The sequence below is a fragment of the Odoribacter sp. genome, assembly GCF_985060555.1.
The window spans coordinates 17351-37081 of sequence record NZ_CFKYFN010000095.1; the positions used below are offsets into that span (position 1 = coordinate 17351).

Annotated in this window: 21 protein-coding genes and 1 riboswitch; of the genes, 11 read left to right on the forward strand and 10 right to left on the reverse strand. The window is 43.5% G+C overall.

The features are described 5' to 3' along the window. Positions 1 to 62 precede the first annotated feature (62 nt). From AC5RDS_RS13090 to AC5RDS_RS13100, 3 genes are read right to left on the reverse strand one after another with little or no spacing between them, the layout of a single operon-like run. Positions 63 to 962, reverse strand: a complete 900-nt coding sequence (locus tag AC5RDS_RS13090) for a cation diffusion facilitator family transporter (RefSeq protein ID WP_013612721.1) — start codon at positions 960 to 962, stop codon at positions 63 to 65. A gap of 24 nt (positions 963 to 986) precedes the next feature. Then, positions 987 to 1499: a threonine/serine exporter family protein gene (locus AC5RDS_RS13095; RefSeq protein ID WP_013612722.1), complete on the reverse strand. Its 513-nt coding sequence runs from the start codon at positions 1497 to 1499 to the stop codon at positions 987 to 989. Positions 1500 to 1515: 16 nt separating this feature from the next. Next, a complete protein-coding gene (locus AC5RDS_RS13100) occupies positions 1516 to 2295 on the reverse strand; it encodes a threonine/serine exporter family protein (protein WP_013612723.1) in 780 nt (259 codons plus the stop codon). Between the two features lie 156 nt (positions 2296 to 2451). Between AC5RDS_RS13100 and pafA the strand changes: the two genes are divergently transcribed. Continuing rightward, positions 2452 to 4098: an alkaline phosphatase PafA gene (gene pafA, locus AC5RDS_RS13105; RefSeq protein WP_013612724.1), complete on the forward strand. Its 1647-nt coding sequence runs from the start codon at positions 2452 to 2454 to the stop codon at positions 4096 to 4098. Between the two features lie 33 nt (positions 4099 to 4131). Further along, positions 4132 to 4334: riboswitch (cobalamin riboswitch) on the forward strand. Positions 4335 to 4687: 353 nt separating this feature from the next. Here the strand turns inward: pafA and AC5RDS_RS13110 are convergent. The 4 genes from AC5RDS_RS13110 to lepA are packed head-to-tail and all read right to left on the reverse strand — an operon-like array spanning position 4688 to position 8599. Further along, complete coding sequence (locus AC5RDS_RS13110) at positions 4688 to 5248, reverse strand: epoxyqueuosine reductase QueH (RefSeq protein WP_013612726.1); 561 nt, start codon at positions 5246 to 5248, stop codon at positions 4688 to 4690. A gap of 6 nt (positions 5249 to 5254) precedes the next feature. Further along, positions 5255 to 6238 carry a hypothetical protein gene (locus AC5RDS_RS13115; protein WP_013612727.1) on the reverse strand — a complete coding sequence of 328 codons (984 nt, stop codon included), beginning with the start codon at positions 6236 to 6238 and terminating at the stop codon, positions 5255 to 5257. Further along, complete coding sequence (gene nadD, locus AC5RDS_RS13120) at positions 6235 to 6801, reverse strand: nicotinate (nicotinamide) nucleotide adenylyltransferase (RefSeq protein WP_013612728.1); 567 nt, start codon at positions 6799 to 6801, stop codon at positions 6235 to 6237. Before nadD ends, AC5RDS_RS13115 begins: the two co-directional genes overlap by 4 nt. A gap of 10 nt (positions 6802 to 6811) precedes the next feature. After that, positions 6812 to 8599 (reverse strand): translation elongation factor 4, encoded by a 1788-nt coding sequence (lepA, locus tag AC5RDS_RS13125; RefSeq protein WP_013612729.1) that lies wholly within the window; start codon positions 8597 to 8599, stop codon positions 6812 to 6814. 144 nt (positions 8600 to 8743) lie between these two features. Here lepA and AC5RDS_RS13130 point away from each other — a divergent pair, with 144 nt between their 5' ends. The 5 genes from AC5RDS_RS13130 (at position 8744) to AC5RDS_RS13150 (ending at position 11916) form a co-directional block, all read left to right on the forward strand. Then, entirely contained in the window at positions 8744 to 9622 is an 879-nt protein-coding gene (locus AC5RDS_RS13130; protein ID WP_013612730.1) for a YicC/YloC family endoribonuclease, read from the forward strand. An 85-nt stretch (positions 9623 to 9707) separates the two neighbouring features. Then, positions 9708 to 9911, forward strand: coding sequence for a four helix bundle protein (locus tag AC5RDS_RS13135; protein WP_013612731.1), 204 nt, complete (start codon positions 9708 to 9710; stop codon positions 9909 to 9911). 82 nt (positions 9912 to 9993) lie between these two features. Further along, positions 9994 to 10554 (forward strand): guanylate kinase, encoded by a 561-nt coding sequence (gmk, locus tag AC5RDS_RS13140; RefSeq protein WP_013612732.1) that lies wholly within the window; start codon positions 9994 to 9996, stop codon positions 10552 to 10554. 7 nt (positions 10555 to 10561) lie between these two features. Continuing rightward, a complete protein-coding gene (locus tag AC5RDS_RS13145) occupies positions 10562 to 11191 on the forward strand; it encodes a putative quinol monooxygenase (RefSeq protein WP_013612733.1) in 630 nt (209 codons plus the stop codon). Beyond that, positions 11191 to 11916, forward strand: coding sequence for a gamma-glutamyl-gamma-aminobutyrate hydrolase family protein (locus AC5RDS_RS13150; protein ID WP_013612734.1), 726 nt, complete (start codon positions 11191 to 11193; stop codon positions 11914 to 11916). The genes AC5RDS_RS13145 and AC5RDS_RS13150 overlap by 1 nt, the downstream gene beginning before the upstream one ends. A gap of 149 nt (positions 11917 to 12065) precedes the next feature. Here the strand turns inward: AC5RDS_RS13150 and AC5RDS_RS13155 are convergent, their stop codons facing one another. Next, on the reverse strand, positions 12066 to 13424 hold the full coding sequence (locus AC5RDS_RS13155) for an MFS transporter (RefSeq protein ID WP_013612735.1): 1359 nt from the start codon (positions 13422 to 13424) through the stop codon (positions 12066 to 12068). A 93-nt stretch (positions 13425 to 13517) separates the two neighbouring features. Here AC5RDS_RS13155 and AC5RDS_RS13160 point away from each other — a divergent pair, with 93 nt between their 5' ends. After that, a complete protein-coding gene (locus AC5RDS_RS13160) occupies positions 13518 to 13988 on the forward strand; it encodes a lipocalin family protein (protein ID WP_013612736.1) in 471 nt (156 codons plus the stop codon). Between the two features lie 17 nt (positions 13989 to 14005). Here the strand turns inward: AC5RDS_RS13160 and AC5RDS_RS13165 are convergent, their stop codons facing one another. Both AC5RDS_RS13165 and AC5RDS_RS13170 read right to left on the reverse strand, forming a co-directional pair. Beyond that, positions 14006 to 15088: an OmpA family protein gene (locus AC5RDS_RS13165; RefSeq protein ID WP_118404356.1), complete on the reverse strand. Its 1083-nt coding sequence runs from the start codon at positions 15086 to 15088 to the stop codon at positions 14006 to 14008. Then, positions 15085 to 15627: a DUF3575 domain-containing protein gene (locus AC5RDS_RS13170; RefSeq protein WP_013612738.1), complete on the reverse strand. Its 543-nt coding sequence runs from the start codon at positions 15625 to 15627 to the stop codon at positions 15085 to 15087. Before AC5RDS_RS13170 ends, AC5RDS_RS13165 begins: the two co-directional genes overlap by 4 nt. A 92-nt stretch (positions 15628 to 15719) precedes the next feature. On the opposite strand from AC5RDS_RS13170, the gene AC5RDS_RS13175 reads away from it, so the two are divergent. The 4 genes from AC5RDS_RS13175 (at position 15720) to AC5RDS_RS13190 (ending at position 19519) form a co-directional block, all read left to right on the forward strand. Beyond that, on the forward strand, positions 15720 to 17021 hold the full coding sequence (locus AC5RDS_RS13175) for an amidohydrolase (RefSeq protein ID WP_013612739.1): 1302 nt from the start codon (positions 15720 to 15722) through the stop codon (positions 17019 to 17021). A gap of 76 nt (positions 17022 to 17097) precedes the next feature. Next, positions 17098 to 17976, forward strand: a complete 879-nt coding sequence (locus AC5RDS_RS13180) for a DUF3078 domain-containing protein (protein WP_013612740.1) — start codon at positions 17098 to 17100, stop codon at positions 17974 to 17976. A 79-nt stretch (positions 17977 to 18055) separates the two neighbouring features. Then, positions 18056 to 18916: an agmatinase gene (speB, locus tag AC5RDS_RS13185; protein WP_013612741.1), complete on the forward strand. Its 861-nt coding sequence runs from the start codon at positions 18056 to 18058 to the stop codon at positions 18914 to 18916. A gap of 9 nt (positions 18917 to 18925) precedes the next feature. Then, positions 18926 to 19519 carry a rhomboid family intramembrane serine protease gene (locus AC5RDS_RS13190; RefSeq protein WP_494222366.1) on the forward strand — a complete coding sequence of 198 codons (594 nt, stop codon included), beginning with the start codon at positions 18926 to 18928 and terminating at the stop codon, positions 19517 to 19519. Positions 19520 to 19731 lie beyond the last annotated feature (212 nt).

Sequence of the window (19731 nt, forward strand, 5' to 3'; positions counted from 1 at the left end):
TTTAATCACCATTTCATCGACAAAATTAAGCATTTTTATATTTCCTGCCAGCAAAAATAGATTTAATGACAGGGTTCCTTTTGACAAGGTTGTCCGGGCAGCTCCAATTCTAAAGTAGCATGTCCGATGCCGGCCTTCTGTAACCGGCATTTTAGTTCACTTTTTATCTGTTCCATTTCTACCATATCTGCAACGACGATATGCGCAGTCAGAGCAATTTCTGTCGTACTCAACCCCCAGATATGCATGTGATGGAAACTATCCACCCCGGGAGTAGTTGAAATAATCTGCCCGATCCGGTCATAGCTGATTCCCTGAGGCACCCCGTCCAACGACAAACGAAGACTATCGCGCAATAATCCCCAGGTGGAATAGACGATAAAAAGAGCGATCAGTATGCCGGTCAACGGGTCCATCATATACCAGCCGGTATGCTGAATAACAATTCCCGAGACAACTACCCCGACAGAAACCAATGCGTCGGCAGCCATATGCAAATAGGCCCCTTTTACATTCAGATCTTTTTCTTTGTCTTTCACAAACAACCAGGCAGTCAGCGCATTGACCAACACTCCGACTCCGGCTACCCACGCCACGGCATCTCCATCTACCGGACGAGGATGGAATAATTTATCTATACTCTCCCCCAAAATAAATCCGACAGCGACCAACAAAATAACTGCATTCAGCAGAGAAACCAGAATCGTACTTTTCTTATAACCGTAAGTATATCTCAAAGTCGGACTCACTTTAGCCAGACGAAAAGCCAGCATGGCCAATACCAAACTGAACACATCTCCCAGATTATGCCCGGCATCCGAAATCAATCCCAATGAATTATACCAAAAACCGGCAATAAATTCGGCAACGACAAATCCGGCATTTAAAACAATACCTATGACAAAAGCTTTATTCAGCGAAGTAATCCCAAGGGATCGGTGGTCATGATGGTCGTGTGACATATTTTTCGATTTAAATTTGTTTCTTCAAGCCGACTTTTTCCGATGCAAAAGGCGGGTCATCATAAAAGATTGTTTATAAAATATAAACAAGGGCAGCGAAACTCCGATGACCAAAGCAAACAGTACGAATAAAGCCGTCAAGCCATTCCGGAAAATTTCTACGATCAACTGTTGCAACACCAGCGGGTCGTCATTTTTCATAAAACGAATCAGAGCTAAAATTGTTTTATAAGCATACATACCCGGAATCATAGGCAAGAGAGAAGGGAAAGAGAATACCTCGGCCGGACAATGAATCAATTTGGCGAACCACATGCTTCCCATCCCAATCGTAAAAGCAGCGATCAGGGTAGAAGAAGTAAGATCCAAAGGAGTCTGATGGAGAAGGTAGTAGCGACAAGCATGCCCAACCGCTGCCAATAAAGCTGCTATAAAGACCGCTTTTTTCGGAGGATTCGAAATCACAGCAAAACCGATAGCGGCAATTGCAGCTAAAAAACCGTCGAACAAGACCGACAACCCAAATTCAGTATTCATATTTATCATTTCTAAATTACAACACTTCTTTTCCCAGGATCAGCAAAGTCATCGACAACCCTAAGGCAATACATATAATCAAGATAGCGGCATTGATCGCCCTGGAAAAACCGATCAGGACATGCCCTTCCAGGATATCCAGGATAGAATTGATTAAAGGAACTCCGGGGATTAAAAAAAGTACACTCGTACCTAAAGCGACATCCTGAGTGGTACCCCAATCAGAATACACACCGAGCGCCGCAACCAGAGAAGCCACAAATGAACAAACAATAAATATCAACATATGATTGACCTTACGGACCGTCAATTCCTGCCTGACAAAAAAACCGGTCAAAGTAGCCATCCACACTAATCCCATAGCGATCCAGTCTCCACCGAACAAACGGCAAAAAGCAGCATTGGCAAAAGCCACCAAAATCAACACTACCCAACGCGACATACGGGGTTGCGTCGTAATTACGGCATAACGTTTTTTCAATTCGTCCAAAGGCAAATCATGATCATAGGCTTCCCAACTCAACGAGCTCAAATCGGATATCGTCCTGAAATTCAATGCCAAAGCCGGGATACGCCTTACATAAGTGCGCCGGATAGAATAATCGTCGGCATGTTTTACGGTCATGGTTATATTACGCTGAAAAATAGTCATATCCACCCCATAACCGAACGACTCGGCAATGCGATTTACATTCCTTACTACCCGCGAAGTATGGCTCCCCACACCCATCAAAGTCGTAGCGAAATCAAGTAAAAAATTAGAAAGTTCCTGAATATCGGTATCAGCGTTCGTCATAAGGGAAGAATTAAATTTTGGAATGGCAAAATTAGAAAAACCCCCTTGTTTATGCAACCCGGAATCCGAACAATACATCCGATTGTAGCAAAATCGTAATCTGTTTGAAACAATTTTCGGGTAATCTTGCTGCAAATAAAATTCACATTTACTGTTATGAAAATAAAGTTTTTTTATGGTTTGATCCTCATTCTCACTTCGCTGTCCCTCGGGGCAGAACCGGCCGAATCTTCTCTTCCGCGTCCCAAATTAGTAGTAGGCATCGTAGTCGACCAAATGCGCTGGGATTACCTCTACCGTTATTACGACCGTTATGGAGACCGTGGATTCAAACGCTTGCTGAAAGAAGGGTTTACATGTGAAAACACTCAATTGAATTATTTACCGGCTTTCACAGCCGTCGGGCATACCTGCATTTACACCGGTTCTGTTCCCTCGGTGACCGGTATTGCAGCCAATGATTTCTATATTGAAAAGGAAAAGAAAAAGTTATACTGTACAGCCGATCCGACAGTCGAATGTGTCGGTAGCGACTCACAAGCCGGCCGGATGTCACCCCGGAATTTATGGGTAACGACAATCACCGACGAATTACGTCTGGGTACAAATTTCCATTCTAAAGTTATCGGGATCGCTCTCAAAGACCGGGCCGCTATTCTACCGGCAGGACACACGGCAAATGCCGCTTACTGGTTCGACTACGATTCCGGCAAATGGATTACAAGTAGTTATTACACCGATAAATTACCCCGCTGGGTCGAAGATTTCAATGCCCGGGACCGAGCCTCCCAACTATTGCAACAAGACTGGAATACGTTGTATCCTATCGGGACATATAAACAAAGTACAAAAGACGATACTCCTTATGAAGCCCCATTCATAAAAGGAGAAAAACCTGTTTTTCCTATTCCGACTTCCAAATTATTGAAGACAAATGGATATAGTATGATCCGCCAAACTCCTTACGGAAATACCTTCACTTTGGAAATGGCGAAAACAGCTGTCGAAAAAGAGGAAATGGGCCAGCGTGAAGAAACCGATTTTCTTGCTGTCAGTCTTTCGGCTACAGATTATATCGGTCATCAATTCGGTACGAATGCCATCGAGACCGAAGACACCTATCTCCGGTTAGATCAGGATCTCGGTCTGTTCTTTGAGTTTCTCGACGAGAAAATCGGCCGGGATCATTATACCGTTTTTCTGACAGCCGATCATGCAGCAGCCCATAATGTCGGCTTTTTACAATCCCACCGGATCCCTTCCGACAGCTGGTTATATCAAAAGGTCTTACATCGGTTGGACAGTACCTTGAACAATCGTTTCGCCGTTCAAGGCCTGGTTTATAGCCTGGATAACTATCAGGTCCATCTGGACCGTCAGCTTATTTCCCGGTTCAGGCTAGCGTATGAAACCGTAAAGTCGGCCGTCCTGGATTATCTAAACAATCTGGAAGGCATAGCCTATGCCGTAGATATGGAAAAAGTCGCAATTTCTACACTCCCTACAGGTATCAGAGAAAAAATCATCAACGGATATTGCCGGGAACGCAGCGGAGCAATACAAATCATCGTCAAACCAGGCTGGTATGAAAGCGGGACGCCTACCCCGCAGGGAACTACTCACGGGACATGGCATTCTTATGACACTCATGTTCCCCTGCTTTTCATGGGTTGGGGAATCCGGCAAGGAGCAACCCGGCGCCTTGTCGGGCTGACAGACATAGCCCCGACTATAGCAGCATTATTGCACATACAAGCCCCTAATGGTTGTATAGGCCAACCCATTCCGGAAATATTAAAATAATAAAAAAACTTGGATTAGCATTTCATTTTTTTGTTATCTTTGTTCCATACTGGTTTTCTTGTTATCATCCGGTACAAGAAATAAAAGGGAATCGGGTGAAAATCCCGGACAGTCCCGCTGCTGTAAGCTTCATAACCAGATCCGGACAATACTCCTGCCACTGTCTGCAATATGTACGACGGGAAGGCGTCCGGAGAGAAGCAAGTCAGAAGACCTGCCAGTAACAGCAAACGTCTTTACTCTCGAGGATTTAGAGTGGGACACCTGCACATATATATTTACTGTACTGTTAAAAACACCGGAGATAAAAATGGTGTATGCGGAAGTATTGTATGATGTGGCCACAATACGAAAGATACAGGGTTTTTATTTGAAGGATCCGCCAGTCGCATCCTGCCGGTGTTTTTTTTTATGTCTTTTCGGAGCGGAGCTTTTCTGGCAAAAAAAGTCACAGGCCGGCTTTACCTGTGACTTTCGCAACTATTAATCAATAAAACGTGACAAAATTCTGATGACACAAAGATAGGCCGGCTAAATAGACCCGGAAATCCCCGATTCTAGGTATTCCGCCTGTTTTGGTATCCCTATATTAAGGTAAATCGTTATTTTGGGGCTTTCTGAAGGAGAATTCACACCCACAATATTGCTGATTATAAAAACCATTTTCGGCCAAAAGTATCTTACGGCGTTCGCTTAAACCACCTTTACGCCAGTTCTTTTCCCAAAATTCCAGACCTTCAAAGCGAGCCGCAGCCCATTTCCCGGCTTCGGTGATTTGTTGAAGGCTCTTCCATCGCGAAGAGGCCAGTGTAGTAGTAAACAAACGAAAGCCTCTTTCATCAGCCAATTTTGCCGTGGCCAGCAACCGTATTTTGAAACACTGCAGACATCGCTTTCCCCGTTCGGGTTCATCCTCCAAGCCCGCCACGTCACTCAACCAGGCTGTATGATCATAATCCCCGTCGATAATCTCCAAACCTAATTTTTGTGCATAACGACTGCATTCGGATTTCCGGATTTCGTATTCTTCCTGTGGAAAGATATTGGGGTTGAAATAATACAAAGTCGGACGGATATCCTGAGCTAGCATCCATTCGACGATAGCAGCCGAACAAGGGGCACAACAACTATGCAACAATACATTTTCCATTTTGATCTATCTTTGTCGTCTTTTGTTTTTATATAAGCCATGTCTGATCACTGTACGTCCGGGATGTATCAGATAGGTCAAATCGAGTAAAGGAACATAAGTCCATCCGGATTTTTCATTTATCCTGATATAGGGAATTTTACAAACAGCTGAGAGCCCGAAGTGCCTTGACACATAATAAGTAAGACGCAAATTTCCTTCTACAGCATATGCTTTTGTGAAATCAACACTATAAAAAAGGCCGTTTAAACTATAATGAAACCGGTGTCCCCAATAAGAATCAAACTGCAATCCTCCATAATAAAGCACTTTACCGTCGAGCAACTGAGTATGATACAAGGTGTGGGCATAATCGAACGGCATTACTTCGTTATTCCCGAACCCGACATAACCCTCTATGCCCGCATGCAGGGTCAGTATTTTTTCGGCCGAAGGATCGGGACATCCCCATACTTGCGGATTCAATAACCAGGAAAACAATATTTCATGCCGCATAGCCATCCCCTGGGCCACCTGTACCGAATCCGGAACCAGTTCTTTAAAACCGGTCGACTGCAATATCTTCAAACCGGGATAAGAATAATACAACGTATGTGCTGTAGCCCAGGCAAAACGCCTGTTCCCCCACCAACGGTGTTTCAACCCGATATTAGGTAAAAAAGGTTCCTCAGCTATCCGAAAAAGGATTTCCGTACGTTTTGAGAAACCGATCCGTGTGGGATTAAAAAGACTGATTTCTGCTGCATCCGAAGCGACAATACCTGCTGTCCCGGTATGCCAGGCAGAGATTTCCGGAAAACCTTTACTCTTTGAAGGTAATCGGCGGGGATCCCACCGCAACTCGGTATCTTTCTGCCGGAGAGAATTTTCTTTCTTTTCTATCTGTTTTTCTGTTCTCTTCTGTTCTTTACTTTTTGCAGGAAGCACCCGTTGTGCATAAACACCTGAAGAGATTGTCCCCCATAATAATAGACAAAACAGGATTTTCATTTTACGGAATAATAATTCAGGATCAAAGGCAAAGCCGGCTGAGGCACATAAGGTGAAATATCCTGCCCTTCTCCGAGCATCTCCCGGATTTCCGTCGAAGAAACATCGGCAAGAGGTGCGTCTATCAGAAATAGATTTTCCCACATCGAAGCGGATACCCCCTCTCCTTTACGAGGATAAACCAATATACGGTAATTTTCCACAATTTCTTTAGCATTCCGCCATTTATGAAAATCTCTCAGGTTATCCTCTCCGATGATCAAAGCAAACTCTTCCTCCGGCCATTTTTTTTTCAACAGCTGCAAAGTGGCATAAGTGTAGGAAGGCTTAGGCAAACCGAACTCGACATCACATGCCTGCATCCTTTCATCCCCACGGATCGCAGCTTTCACAATTTCCAATCTTTTTTGCTCATCCAATAAAGAACGATCGCTTTTCAACGGATTATGAGGCGAAACGACAAACCAAATCCGCTGACAATATCCTTTGTACAACAAATACTGTGCGATCTTCAGATGACCATTGTGAATCGGGTTAAAAGACCCGAAGAATAAGCCTGTCATTCCTTTCACTTTAATCTAACTTCAACACAGCCAGGAAAGCTTTTTGAGGAACTTCGACATTTCCGATCTGTTTCATCCGCTTCTTTCCTTTTTTCTGCTTTTCCAGCAATTTTCTTTTCCGGGAAATATCCCCCCCATAACATTTGGCCGTCACGTCTTTACGCACTGCTTTGATTGTCTCCCGGGCGATGACTTTAGCTCCGATCGCTGCCTGTACGGCGATATCGAACTGTTGACGCGGTATCAGTTCTTTGAGCTTCTCACAAATGCGACGCCCGAAACCATAGGCATTATCGAAATGAATCAATGCCGACAGTGCATCGACGGACTCTCCGTTTAATAAAATATCCAGTTTCACCAGATTTGCCCGCCGATATCCGATCTGATAATAATCGAACGAAGCATATCCTTTCGTTATACTTTTCAATTTATCGTAAAAATCGAACACAATCTCTCCTAAGGGCATTTCATAGGTGATCTCTATCCGGTTACCGGTATGATATTGCTGGTTGATCAAAATCCCCCGTTTCCCAAGACACAAGGTCATAATCGGACCGATATAATCGGCCGGAGTAATAATCTGGGCACGGATAAACGGTTCCTCTATAAAATCCAACGTGCTGGCAGAAGGCATATCCGAAGGATTGTGCATCTCATAGACCTCGCCTTTGGTGGTATGAGCGATATACATCACATTCGGAACCGTGGTAATCACATTCATATCGAATTCCCGGTCCAGACGTTCCTGAACGATCTCCATATGGAGCATTCCCAAAAATCCGCAACGGAAACCGAATCCCAAGGCTGCCGAAGATTCAGGTTCGAAAGTCAGCGATGCATCGTTCAATTGCAATTTCTCTATCGAAGCCCTCAAATCTTCGTAATCTTCCGAATCAATAGGATAAATCCCGGCAAATACCATGGGTTTCACTTCTTCGAAACCATCGATGGCAACATCACAAGGTTCGTCGACATGAGTGATCGTATCTCCGACTTTTACCTCGGAGGAAGTTTTGATACCTGAAATAATATATCCCACATCACCGGTCTCGAGCACTTGCCGTGGCTCGGGTTTTAAACGGAGTACACCGATCTCGTCGGCTGTATATTCTTTCCCGGTGTTAACGAATTTCACCACATCTCCGGTGCGCAAACTCCCGTTTACAATACGGCAATAAGTAATGATTCCCCGGAAAGAATTGAATTCGGAGTCGAAGATCAAAGCCTGTAAGGGCTGATTCGGAAAACCTTCGGGATGCGGTACCCGCTCGACAATCGCCTGCAAAATTTGCTCTACCCCCAACCCGGTCTTTCCACTGGCCTCGATAATATCCTCGCGTTTACATCCGATCAATTCCACAATCTGATCTTTCACCTCTTCCGGCATAGCATTCGGCATGTCCATCTTATTCAATACAGGAATAATTTCGAGGTTGTTCTCTACGGCCAGGTAAAGATTGGAAATCGTCTGAGCCTGTATTCCCTGAGTAGCATCGACGATCAGTAAAGCTCCTTCACATGCTGCAATAGAACGCGATACTTCATACGAAAAATCGACATGTCCCGGAGTATCGATCAGATTCAAAACGTACTTCTTCCCTTCAAAATGATAATCCATCTGAATGGCATGGCTCTTGATCGTGATCCCACGCTCCCTTTCGAGGTCCATATCATCGAGTACCTGCGCCTGTAAATCTTTACCGGTTACCGTCCCGGTATATTCCAACAAACGATCGGCCAATGTACTCTTCCCGTGATCAATATGCGCTATAATACAGAAATTGCGGATGTTTTCCATGAATCAATTCTTGATTTATGATTTTGCTATCTTTTCTCTTTTATTATTTTGGGGTGTAAAGATACGAAGAAAAATGAAATAATCTGCAATAAGAATATTTACAAACAAATCGTTATTTTTGCAGAAGAATCAAAAATCAATATTATGGTAAAATCAATGACCGGTTTCGGAAAAATCACCATCGAAAACGGAAATAGGAAAGTCGTGATCGAAATTAAAAGTCTGAATTCAAAAACCCTGGACTTGAATCTGAAGATGCCTAATCTTTACAAAGAAAAAGAAATGGAAATCCGGAATATAGTAAAAGAACAATTAGACCGGGGGAAAGTAGAAATGTGTATCTACTTTGACAATACAGAAAGCGATAAGGATGTGACCATTAATAAGCCTGTAGTAACTCAATACTTCAATCAATTACTAGACATCGCCAACGAATTGGGCATCGAAGCCGACAAAAACAAGATTCTCCAAACCGTCATGCGTTTCCCCGATACCTTGCAAATCAAATCGGAAGAGTTGGAAGATACCGAATGGGAGGCTTTGGAAGCTGGAATAAAAAAAGCTTTGGAAGAAATCAACAAATTCAGAATCCAGGAAGGAAAAGCTTTAATCAAAGATATATGTCACCGCATCGAACTTATTCAGGAACTGTCTGCTCAGGTACCTCAATTTGAAGTAAAACGTGTAGAAGTCATCCGTCAGAAATTACAGGAAAAAATCAATGAATGGACGGATATTCAAAATATCGATGAAAACCGGCTGGAACAGGAAATTATCTACTACCTGGAAAAATTGGATATCACAGAAGAGAAAGTCAGGTTGGCCAATCACTGTAAATACTTTTTGGAAACGATCGAACATGAAGATGCTCCGGGCCGGAAAATCGGTTTTATCGCTCAGGAAATCGGTCGGGAGATCAACACCATGGGCTCTAAAGCCAACGACCACGACATCCAGAAACTCGTCGTTAAAATGAAAGACGAACTGGAAAAGATAAAAGAGCAAAGTTTGAATGTCCTATAAGTTTTTAAAGTCCGTAAAGTTTATAAGATTTTTAAAGTTCATGGACCCTGCAGGCGCTTGGTGTTAAACATAATAAGGATAAATCATGAAGATTGAACGTTTTGAAGATAGTCTGGCATGGCAAAAGGCAAAAGAGTTGTGTATAGAAATCTATTTGCTATTCGATAAAAGCCATGATTTCGGTTTTAAAGACCAAATCGAAAGAGCAACTGCTTTGATTATGAATAACATCACCGAAGGCTATGAACGAAAATCAAACGTCGAACTCAGATACCGAAACAATACCTAAAATGTTATCGAACTTTATAAAAAAACTTTGATCCCACTTTATAAACTTTACAAACTTTATAAACCTTATAAACTATCATCGTATGGGAAAAGTAATTATTTTTTCAGCACCGAGTGGAGCGGGTAAGAGTACAATTGTAAATTACTTATTGGAAAAGGGGTTAGGGTTGGAATTTTCTATTTCAGCAACCTGCCGGGCTCCCCGGGGAAAAGAAATACATGGTAAAGAGTATTATTTCTTTACAGCAGATGAATTCAGGAAACGAATTGAAAATAAAGAATTTTTGGAATGGGAAGAGGTGTATCCGGGATGTTACTACGGTACGCTTCTCAGTGAAATCGACCGGATCTGGGCGAAAGGTCATACTGTATTGTTCGATGTCGATGTCGTAGGCGGCCTAAATATCAAAAAGAAATTCGGAGACAATGCGTTATCGATCTTTATTCAGCCCCCATCTGTAGAAGTACTACGCCAACGCTTGACCGGCCGGGGGACCGATGCTCCTGAAAAAATCGAACAACGCCTGGCAAAAGCAGAATACGAAATGACTTTCGCAGACAAATTCGATACGATCATCGTCAACGATAAGCTGGAAGAGGCCTTCCGGGAAGCAGAAAAAAAAGTGAGGGATTTTTTAAAATAATGCTACAATGAACTATTTTACGTCAAAAACTGCGGAACAATTAACTCTGGTATCTATTTCCCATGCCCGCGAAGGGAAAGCCGGAGAATTAAAAAAAGCCTGTCTCGACCTCATCGAAAAGACCCGTCAGGAAGAAGGAGCTATCAGTTACCATTTGTATGAAGATCGGGAAGACCCCTGTCAATTCATTTTTCATGAAATATGGGCAAACGAAGAACTTTGGAAAAAACATACCCAAAGTGAACATCTGCAAGCTTTTCGGGCCCGCAGAGACGAACTGACAGACCGAAAACCGGTTTTACAACGCTGGGAACGTTCGGAAGCTCCGAATCCCGTGATAGTCCCGGATTCGTTGGTATTGTTCGCCTATAACCGGAACAAAGGAAATACTGAAAAAGAATGGCAAAAAATTCTCGAAGATCTGATTGCGCCTACATTAGCTGAAAAAGGGGCTTTGCATTATGAATTACATGTCAGTAAAGACGATCCGAAAGATTTCATGTTTCACGAAACCTGGCAGACTGTCGAAGATTGGAACGCTCACATGGCAGCCCCCCATTTGATCAGTTTAGTCGGGATCTTAGACCGGTATACAGAAAACGGCATTACCGTTATCAAAACCAAGCCGATCGATTAATGACTCCGATTATTGGTATCAGCACAAATCTCCATACCGTAGATAAAGGTAAATTTCTGGGGATGGAAAGGATATACGTCAACAAAGACTATATCGATGCAGTCGTTAAGGCAGGGGGCATTCCCCTGCTTCTTCCCCCGGTAGCCGATCGGGCTTCCATTGTCCGGTATGCCGAAGTCTGCGATGGTTTTATTCTCTCGGGCGGAGGAGATATCAACCCCATCTTATACGGAGACTTCCCTCATCCCTGCCTGGAGGAATTTCATACCGGACTCGATCGGGCACAATGGGCGTTGACCGAAGAAATCCTAAGGACAGACAAGCCTCTATTAGCCATTTGCCGGGGAATACAATTATTGAATGTCGTATTGGGCGGTACGCTTTGGCAGGATATCACAGCCATCGGCCATCCGGTTATGCTACACAGCCAATACAGCCCACGGGAGGATATTTTCCACCCGGTAAGTATTGAAAAAGATTCTATTTTAGGCCGACTTTGGGGAGAGCAACTGGAAGTCAACAGTTTTCATCACCAATGCCTGAACCATTTAGGACGTCACCTGAAAATCACAGCGACAGCCCCTGATGGAGTTATCGAAGCTGTCGAAATGCCCGATCACACTTTTGTCGTAGGTATCCAATGGCATCCCGAAATGCTCCTGGCCGGTTCGGACAAAATGTTACCCTTATTTCAGCAACTCATCGCTCACTGTCGGAGGGAATAACCGAACTTTCGGGTATCGTCGGCAAAAACAAAACCGACCTGTGGTATCGCCGGAATTTTATCATTCCATCCAACTGGAAAGGGAAACATATCCTTCTACATGCCGGAGCTGTAGACCGCTCCAAAGCCATGAAAAATACCGATCTGGTTCTACTTCCTGAGTCTCAAACTACTGATAACGGCCGAAACAACAGCGATAACGGCTCCAAAAATCAAAGCATATCGCATCCCATGTCCGGGAAACATAGCAAACAGGACTGCCACAAAAGCCGCACCGACAGTCTGTCCCAAGAGCCGGGCCATCCCCAGCATACCACTGGCTCCGCCGCTACGTTCTCTGGGAGCCGATGCAATAATCGTACTATTGTTGGGGGTAATAAAGAGACCGAAACCTATACCTCCTAAAAACATACGCCAGATAATATCGATATGTGAAGGATGTGCAGGCATCATCGCCAACAACAAAAGAGCCGTACCGAATATCATCAATCCGATCCCCCCCAATAAACCGGCATTGTAACGATCCATCAAACGCCCGGCCAGCGGAGCTGTAATCATAGTGGCCAGTGGCCAGGGTGTCAGCAATAACCCCGTCGCAACTTCACTCAGGTGTAATACCCGTTGAAAAAAGAAAGGAATAGACACCAAAGCCAGCATTTGTGCTATAAAAGAAAACACGGAAGTCAGCAAGGATAGGGAAAAGATCTTATTACGCAGCAAATCGACCGGAAGCAAAGGATAAGTCTGCATTTTCTGACGTTTGATAAAAAACCAGCCGATGATCAGCATGATAACAAAACCCGGAATCAGAATATACCAATGAATATCGTGAGCAAATCCATCGATTACACATATCAGCAAACCAAAAGTCAGGGCATTCATTACCGCACTCGTTACATCAAAACGTTGTCCTTCTACTTTTACCGGATTCCGGGGTAAAAACTTCAAACTCAATACAAATGCAACCAGTCCTATGGGCACATTGATGGCAAACAACCAGGGCCAATCGGCAATAGCTAAAATACCGGCAGCAACAGTAGGGCCGGCAGCAGCAGCGACAGCAATGATCAACCCGTTGATTCCCATTCCACGGGCCAAAAAACGGGCCGGAAAAATCACCCTCAGTAAAGCGGTATTGACACTCGTGATCGCTGCCGCACTGAAACCTTGTAAACCACGGGCTATAACCAAAGTAATAAACGAATCGGAAAGAGCACATATCAGCGAAGTCACTGTGAACATACTCAAGCCCAACACATACACCCGCTTATATCCCCAAAGATCACCCAAAGAGGAAAAAGCCAGTAAAGAGATGGTCATTGCTAACTGAAAAGCATTTACTACCCAGATAGAACTGGATGGATTGACATGTAAATCTCCGGCAATCGTAGGCAAAGCAACGTTCGCAATAGCCCCGTCCAACACGGCCATCGTCATCCCCAAAGCAATTACTGCCATGGCCCAATTCCGCCGTGGCAAAGGCAAACCGTCTTGTTGTATTTCACCCATAACAAGTTCATAAAGTACTGGATATAATACGAAAAGTCCTGAGTTTTGTTAGAACTCATCCTTCCTGTTCTACGTAAACCTGAGAAAAAGGCTATGAAAACAATAGACAAAAGCACTGTAAAAGAGTTCAATTTACAACGTTATCTTGGTAAATGGTATGAAATCGCCCGCTACGATCATCGTTTCGAACGGGGTCTGCATTATGTCACAGCAGAATATTCAAAACGCCCGGATGGGAAAATCAAAGTTCTGAATTGTGGTCATCAAGATGCTGTCGACGGTAAAGAAAAATGTAGTATCGGGAAAGCACGGCCTTCCCATAACGGTCAGCCCGGTCAATTGCAGGTCGCTTTCTTCCTGTCGTTTTACAGCGATTACAACATTCTCGAGTTGGACCCGGACTACCAATGGTCGCTGATCGGCAGTTCCACAGACAAATACCTGTGGATTTTAAGCCGTACTCCTCATCTCGACCAAAATACCCTAAACCAAATTCTGGAAAAGGCCCGGCAACGAGGATACGACACTTCCCGTCTGATTTTTCCCCAACAGCCCGAATCATAACTGCCGAACTCTTCTCATTATTCAGGGATCACTTTCGTGATCTCTTCTTTTTGAGTATAATAGAAGATACACCTCACTTCCTGTAAATCGGGATATAAGTTTATGCGCAAATATTCATATTGCGGGAGCTGCTTTAATGAAGCTTTGCGTTGGGCAGCATCCTTTGTAGTGTCGAGAATACGCAAGACGGCAGCTTTATCAGGCAATTTCGACTGTTCGACCAATTGCCGCAATCCGGCCCAATTTTCACCGATATATTCGAGCTCGATCTCTTGGGCCTCCATCTGTTTCCGTTCGACTAAACGCTGTTTCATTTGTTCGGCCCGTTGTTCGGCTAACGAGGCATTGAAAGTCGCCGTACCTATAGGAGACGAACTTCCGGCAATGACTAGTTTTTCCAGGCGCATCGTTGAATCCGATCGAAATGAATCGACCAACTTCATCATTCGTTTCATGCTCGAAGCGTTGCCGTCATATTCCCGGTTGAAGATATATTGTCCTGAAGGAAAGAAAAATTCGAATTCCGATACTTTTTGTACCATCACTCTTTCTTTTGCGTACTTCACCCGAACCGGTCCCGGCCCTATAGGCAACCAGATCACTCCATCGGCCAGGGTTAAAACTTCAATATGTTTCTCCCGGTCACAAGCCTCTAACGTCACATCAGCCCTCAATTTAGCTTGTGCCATCCATAATTCGAAAGGCACTGTTTCCGACAAACGGACCTGCATTCCTTCTCCTTCCGATATAAGCCGAAGAGCTTCGGGATAATCCGGTTGTTTATCCGTCAAGGCAGTTAACCGCTTTTCTTGCCGAAGATTGTTTTTTCCGCTAACGACCAAAGGAGTCAAATCATAGCGATGCCCGGCAGACAGAAAATAAGGTTGATAAACCATACGGGCACAGGAAGGGATAAACCCATGAGGTATATTCAATGTATAAACTATTTTTATCGTATATGGATCTGTATGTTGATCGACAAATAGTTGCAAGCGGGAAGGAGTAATAGTCAAAGCCGGTTTCTTCTCAATCCGTTTCACACCGCTCTCCAGCAACAATATGCATAAGCATCCCAATAATATTCCGATCGTTTTTTTCATTTCTGCCTGCTTTTAAAAAGATACATGAAACTAATACTTAATTTTGTCGGTCCCCAATAGTTGCGATGTCCGGTGTCTATAAATCGTCCGCATCGGTTACGTAAATATTTATCGTACTTCAAGTAAGCATACCCGATTCCAAGTTCTGTTTCCAAGTTCCAGTGTTTACCGATGATCCATTGGTAACCATAAGAAAAACCACCACCGACACCCCATCCGTCATAACGGTATTTTTTTAAACCACCGTTATATTTTCCTCCATGTGCATGTACTCCGATAAAATGCCCCATAAACCGGCGACAAGTCCAATAACGCCATTCCGGCTGAACCGCCCAATGCATAATCTTCTTATTCCCACGGAAATGAAAGGGATTATAATTTGCCGTCATATCTAATGTCATTCGCGGAGCTAAAGCGATTTCTCCACCGATATTCAAAGTCGTAGTCGCCCAATAGGCCAGATTTGTTTTCACGGCATATTTCTGTGCAAAACCGACACTCGATGTAAACAAAAGTAAAATAAATCCTATTCGTTTCATTCGCTCTATAACTTTTACCTATTTCTGACGTTTTTGATATTAACGAATACCGCTATCCTAAAGTTTTACTTATTTTTGTAAAAACAAAAGCTATGAATAAAAAGATCATCCGGAACGCCCGTATTATCACGATGAATGAAAGGTTAGATATTCTCCCTAACGGAAATATCCTGATCGAAAATGGAAAAATCAGTGCCATCACGACTCAATCTTTAGAAGATACCGATGCGGAAATCACAGACGCAGAAGGGATGTTCTTATTACCTGGGCTGATCAATACACATACTCATCTTCCTATGACTATGCTAAGGGGCTTTGCAGATGATCTTCCGCTGCATGAATGGCTTACCGGACACATCTTTCCGGCAGAAGCCCGGTTGGTGACTCCTGAAAATGTCAGAATCGCTACCCGGCTGGCTTTTATCGAAATGATCAAATCGGGTACGACCTGTTTCAACGACATGTATTTTTTCGAAGATATCATAGCCGAGGAGGCTAAAAATGCCGGTATCCGGGGAGTTATGGGAGAATCGATGATCGACTTTGCAACAGCGAGCTTTCAAACGGTAGACGAAGGTCTTGCCCGATGTGAAGCTTTGATCCGAAAATGGCAAGGAGACTCTATCATTCACCCTTCCGTTTGTGTACATGCCCCATATACCTGTTCCCAAGCCACTCTCCAACAATCCAAACAACTGGCAGACCGGTACGGTACTCTTCTTCAGATTCATGTCGCAGAAACCCGGCAAGAAGTCGAAGACATCACAGCCCGAACAGGCATGCCACCTGCCGAGTACCTCCATTCGATCGGGCTTCTCGACCGGAACGTGATTGCAGCCCATTGCGTATGGCTCAATCCGAAAGAGATCGAACTCCTGGCCCGAACCGGGACTTCGATCGGCCATTGTCCCAAAAGCAATCTAAAATTAGCCAGTGGCGTTGCAGATATAGACACTTACCTGAAAGCAGGAATTACTGTCGCTTTAGGAACAGACGGAACGGCGAGCAACAACACCCTCGATTTAGTAGAGGAAATGCGTTTTGCCGCATTGCTCGCTAAAGTCGTCCATTACAACCCGGAGGCTGTAAAAGCCCAGACAGCCCTCCGGATGGCTACCATCAACGGAGCAAAAGCCTTGGGACTCGACACAATAACCGGTTCGATCGAAATAGGAAAAAGAGCGGACCTGATATTGATACATGCAGATGCTTCCAATATGCTTCCTGTTTATGATGAATACTCAGCCATTGTCTATGCCATGAACAGTAAAAATGTACGCTCTTCTATGGTAAATGGGGACTGGATCATGCGCAACCGGATCGTATGCCATGTAGACAAAGAAAATACGTTGGAGGCAATCAAACAACTCTCCGGTCAAATCCGAAAAATGTAAGCGATTTTCAAAAATAATTTGTAAATTATTGTTGATAAAGTATAATTTTGTAGTTTAAAAATCAAAAACCAGAACTATGAAAAATTTAATATTTATCAGCGCATTTACCTTTTTATTCAATTGGACAGCAACAGCTGCCGGTCACATTAGCCGGGATTCAAGCTGGACATACGGAGGTAACGGAGGATTAAATTTATCTCAGGTTAGCTTAAACAATTGGGCCTCAGGAGGCGAGAATGCGGTCGGCTTCGATGTATTACTCAATTATAGTGCCGATTATAAAAAGAATAAACATTTGTGGCAAAACCGGATCGAAATGGCTTATGGCTTGAATCAAACGGAAACAAGCGGAACGAAAAAAACGAATGACAAACTTTATTTTTCGTCGACCTATGGCTACGGAATGACCAAAAGCCTTTATTTGAGTGCTCTGTTGAACTTCAACACGCAATTTGCGAAAGGGTATGATTATAAAACAGAACCCCGGACTTATATTTCACGTTTTATGTCTCCGGGATACCTGACTACCGGTCTAGGTTTGACCTGGAATCCAAAGAATTGGATAACAGCTACCTTTTCGGCCATTTCCTGGCGGGGAACTTTTGTCAGTAGTAAAATTCTTTCCGACGAAGGTTCATTCGGTGTTGATCCCGGCGAGCATCTTTTTTCAGAAATGGGTGGTAACTTAAAGGTAGAAGTAAAATACGAATTTCTGAAAAATATGACGATCTATTCACGAGTCGATCTTTTCTCGAATTATCTGGAAGATCCGCAAAACGTGGATGTCCGTTGGGATGTACAATTAAATATGACCGTGAATAAATGGTTTTCGGCCAATATTTCCACAAACCTGATCTATGACAACGATACTAAAATCGTTCAAAAAGATGGAAGTAAAGGGCCACGCTTACAATTTAAAGAAAGTCTGGGTGTAGGATTTCAGGTAACGTTCTGACTATTTTAAATATATTTCACATGTATAGCGCTTATTTCCCACAAAATAAATCTAGATTTGTAGTATAAACTATTTAGGTATGGATAAATTACTTTACGGAGACTTTGAAGAACAATACACCGATTACGAAACGGCGGAAATAGCTATTCTTCCTGTGCCTTACGATGGTACAAGTACTTGGCTGAAAGGAGCAGACAAGGGACCACGTGCCATACTCGAAGCTTCGCCCAACATGGAATTTTACGATATCGAAACCGATTCGGAAGTATATAAACACGGTATCGCCACTTTAGAACCCGTTACGGCCGATTCTTCTCCCCAAGCTATGGCTCAGGAAGTCGAACAGCGCGTGGAAGCTATCTTGAAAGATAAAAAGTTCCCGGTGTTATTGGGTGGGGAACACTCGGTCAGTATCGGTGCTTTCAAGGCTATAGCCAAATACTACGATACATTTTCTATCCTGCAACTGGATGCTCATTCGGATATGCGGGACGAATACGAAGGTTCGCCTTACAATCATGCCTGTGTTATGGCCCGGGGCAAAGAAATTACCCCAAGTGTCGTTCAGGTAGGTATTCGTAGCAGCGCCATCGAAGAAAAGCACAATATCGATCCGGACCGTATTTTTTATGCCCATGAAATTAAAGAATCGGACGATTCTACCTGGATGTACGAGGTGTCTCAAAAACTCCACGATAATGTGTATGTCACAATCGACCTGGACGTATTCGACCCCGCTTATATGCCGTCGACAGGTACCCCCGAACCCGACGGACTGACCTACCGGACAGTGTTGACTTTGCTCAAACTAATCAACGAACGCCATAATATCGTCGGTCTCGATGTTGTCGAACTTTGTCCGAACGATATCAACAAAGCCCCGGATTTCCTGGCCTCAAAACTGATTTATCAAATCCTGAGTATACGTTTCAAGCAATAACCCCGATCAATGATCACCTATCTCATTACCGGAATAACCGTTATGGTCTCTTTTATTTGTTTCAACAACAGACTATTGTTCGATAAACTTTCACTCAAACCCTATCGGATTGTACATGCAAAGGAATGGTACCGTATCATTTCGCATGGTTTTGTTCATGCAGACTGGGTGCATTTATTCGTGAATATGTTTACTTTCTGGTCATTCGGCAAGTATATCGAAGAGACATTCCGTTATCTGGGATTCGGAGAAGGGGCTTTTTTACTACTCTATTTCGGAGGGATGGTTGTAGCTTCTGCCTCTGATGTGATCCGTTACCGTAATGCGGCATGGTACACTTCTATCGGAGCTTCCGGTGCGGTTTCTGCCGTTTTATTCACAGCCATATTCCTGAATCCGTGGGACAAAATTCTGCTTTTTGCCGCAATTCCCATTCCAGGTATTCTGTTCGGCCTTCTTTATTTAGCTTACTGCCAATATATGGCCCGCCAGGGAAGTGACAACATCAATCATAATGCCCATTTTTACGGGGCGATCTATGGTTTCCTATTCCCTATAGTTCTGGAACCAAGGCTTTTTCAAGCTTTCCTGAACCATTTTTAAGTAAGAAATACCAAGGTACTTTATAGAAGAAAAAAATAATATTTTGTACATCTGAAATTAAAATATAATTTTACATCATTATACAAACAAAATCAAGCTGTTCTATTAAAAATAAACGGACGTTTAAATTCATTATATTATACCACCTCTTTTCAGGGGTGTTTTTTTTGTTTTATACTTTATAATCATCTGACTATCAACTCTTATTAAGA

What these genes read in the sequence shown, in the direction of transcription:
- AC5RDS_RS13090 (WP_013612721.1), bottom strand. Translation starts at nt 962, where the DNA reads ATGTCACACGACCATCATGACCACCGATCCCTTGGGATTACTTCGCTG.
- AC5RDS_RS13095 (WP_013612722.1), bottom strand. Translation starts at nt 1,499, where the DNA reads ATGAATACTGAATTTGGGTTGTCGGTCTTGTTCGACGGTTTTTTAGCT.
- AC5RDS_RS13100 (WP_013612723.1), bottom strand. Translation starts at nt 2,295, where the DNA reads ATGACGAACGCTGATACCGATATTCAGGAACTTTCTAATTTTTTACTT.
- pafA (WP_013612724.1), top strand. Translation starts at nt 2,452, where the DNA reads ATGAAAATAAAGTTTTTTTATGGTTTGATCCTCATTCTCACTTCGCTG.
- AC5RDS_RS13110 (WP_013612726.1), bottom strand. Translation starts at nt 5,248, where the DNA reads ATGGAAAATGTATTGTTGCATAGTTGTTGTGCCCCTTGTTCGGCTGCT.
- AC5RDS_RS13115 (WP_013612727.1), bottom strand. Translation starts at nt 6,238, where the DNA reads ATGAAAATCCTGTTTTGTCTATTATTATGGGGGACAATCTCTTCAGGT.
- nadD (WP_013612728.1), bottom strand. Translation starts at nt 6,801, where the DNA reads ATGACAGGCTTATTCTTCGGGTCTTTTAACCCGATTCACAATGGTCAT.
- lepA (WP_013612729.1), bottom strand. Translation starts at nt 8,599, where the DNA reads ATGGAAAACATCCGCAATTTCTGTATTATAGCGCATATTGATCACGGG.
- AC5RDS_RS13130 (WP_013612730.1), top strand. Translation starts at nt 8,744, where the DNA reads ATGGTAAAATCAATGACCGGTTTCGGAAAAATCACCATCGAAAACGGA.
- AC5RDS_RS13135 (WP_013612731.1), top strand. Translation starts at nt 9,708, where the DNA reads ATGAAGATTGAACGTTTTGAAGATAGTCTGGCATGGCAAAAGGCAAAA.
- gmk (WP_013612732.1), top strand. Translation starts at nt 9,994, where the DNA reads ATGGGAAAAGTAATTATTTTTTCAGCACCGAGTGGAGCGGGTAAGAGT.
- AC5RDS_RS13145 (WP_013612733.1), top strand. Translation starts at nt 10,562, where the DNA reads ATGAACTATTTTACGTCAAAAACTGCGGAACAATTAACTCTGGTATCT.
- AC5RDS_RS13150 (WP_013612734.1), top strand. Translation starts at nt 11,191, where the DNA reads ATGACTCCGATTATTGGTATCAGCACAAATCTCCATACCGTAGATAAA.
- AC5RDS_RS13155 (WP_013612735.1), bottom strand. Translation starts at nt 13,424, where the DNA reads ATGGGTGAAATACAACAAGACGGTTTGCCTTTGCCACGGCGGAATTGG.
- AC5RDS_RS13160 (WP_013612736.1), top strand. Translation starts at nt 13,518, where the DNA reads ATGAAAACAATAGACAAAAGCACTGTAAAAGAGTTCAATTTACAACGT.
- AC5RDS_RS13165 (WP_118404356.1), bottom strand. Translation starts at nt 15,088, where the DNA reads ATGAAAAAAACGATCGGAATATTATTGGGATGCTTATGCATATTGTTG.
- AC5RDS_RS13170 (WP_013612738.1), bottom strand. Translation starts at nt 15,627, where the DNA reads ATGAAACGAATAGGATTTATTTTACTTTTGTTTACATCGAGTGTCGGT.
- AC5RDS_RS13175 (WP_013612739.1), top strand. Translation starts at nt 15,720, where the DNA reads ATGAATAAAAAGATCATCCGGAACGCCCGTATTATCACGATGAATGAA.
- AC5RDS_RS13180 (WP_013612740.1), top strand. Translation starts at nt 17,098, where the DNA reads ATGAAAAATTTAATATTTATCAGCGCATTTACCTTTTTATTCAATTGG.
- speB (WP_013612741.1), top strand. Translation starts at nt 18,056, where the DNA reads ATGGATAAATTACTTTACGGAGACTTTGAAGAACAATACACCGATTAC.
- AC5RDS_RS13190 (WP_494222366.1), top strand. Translation starts at nt 18,926, where the DNA reads ATGATCACCTATCTCATTACCGGAATAACCGTTATGGTCTCTTTTATT.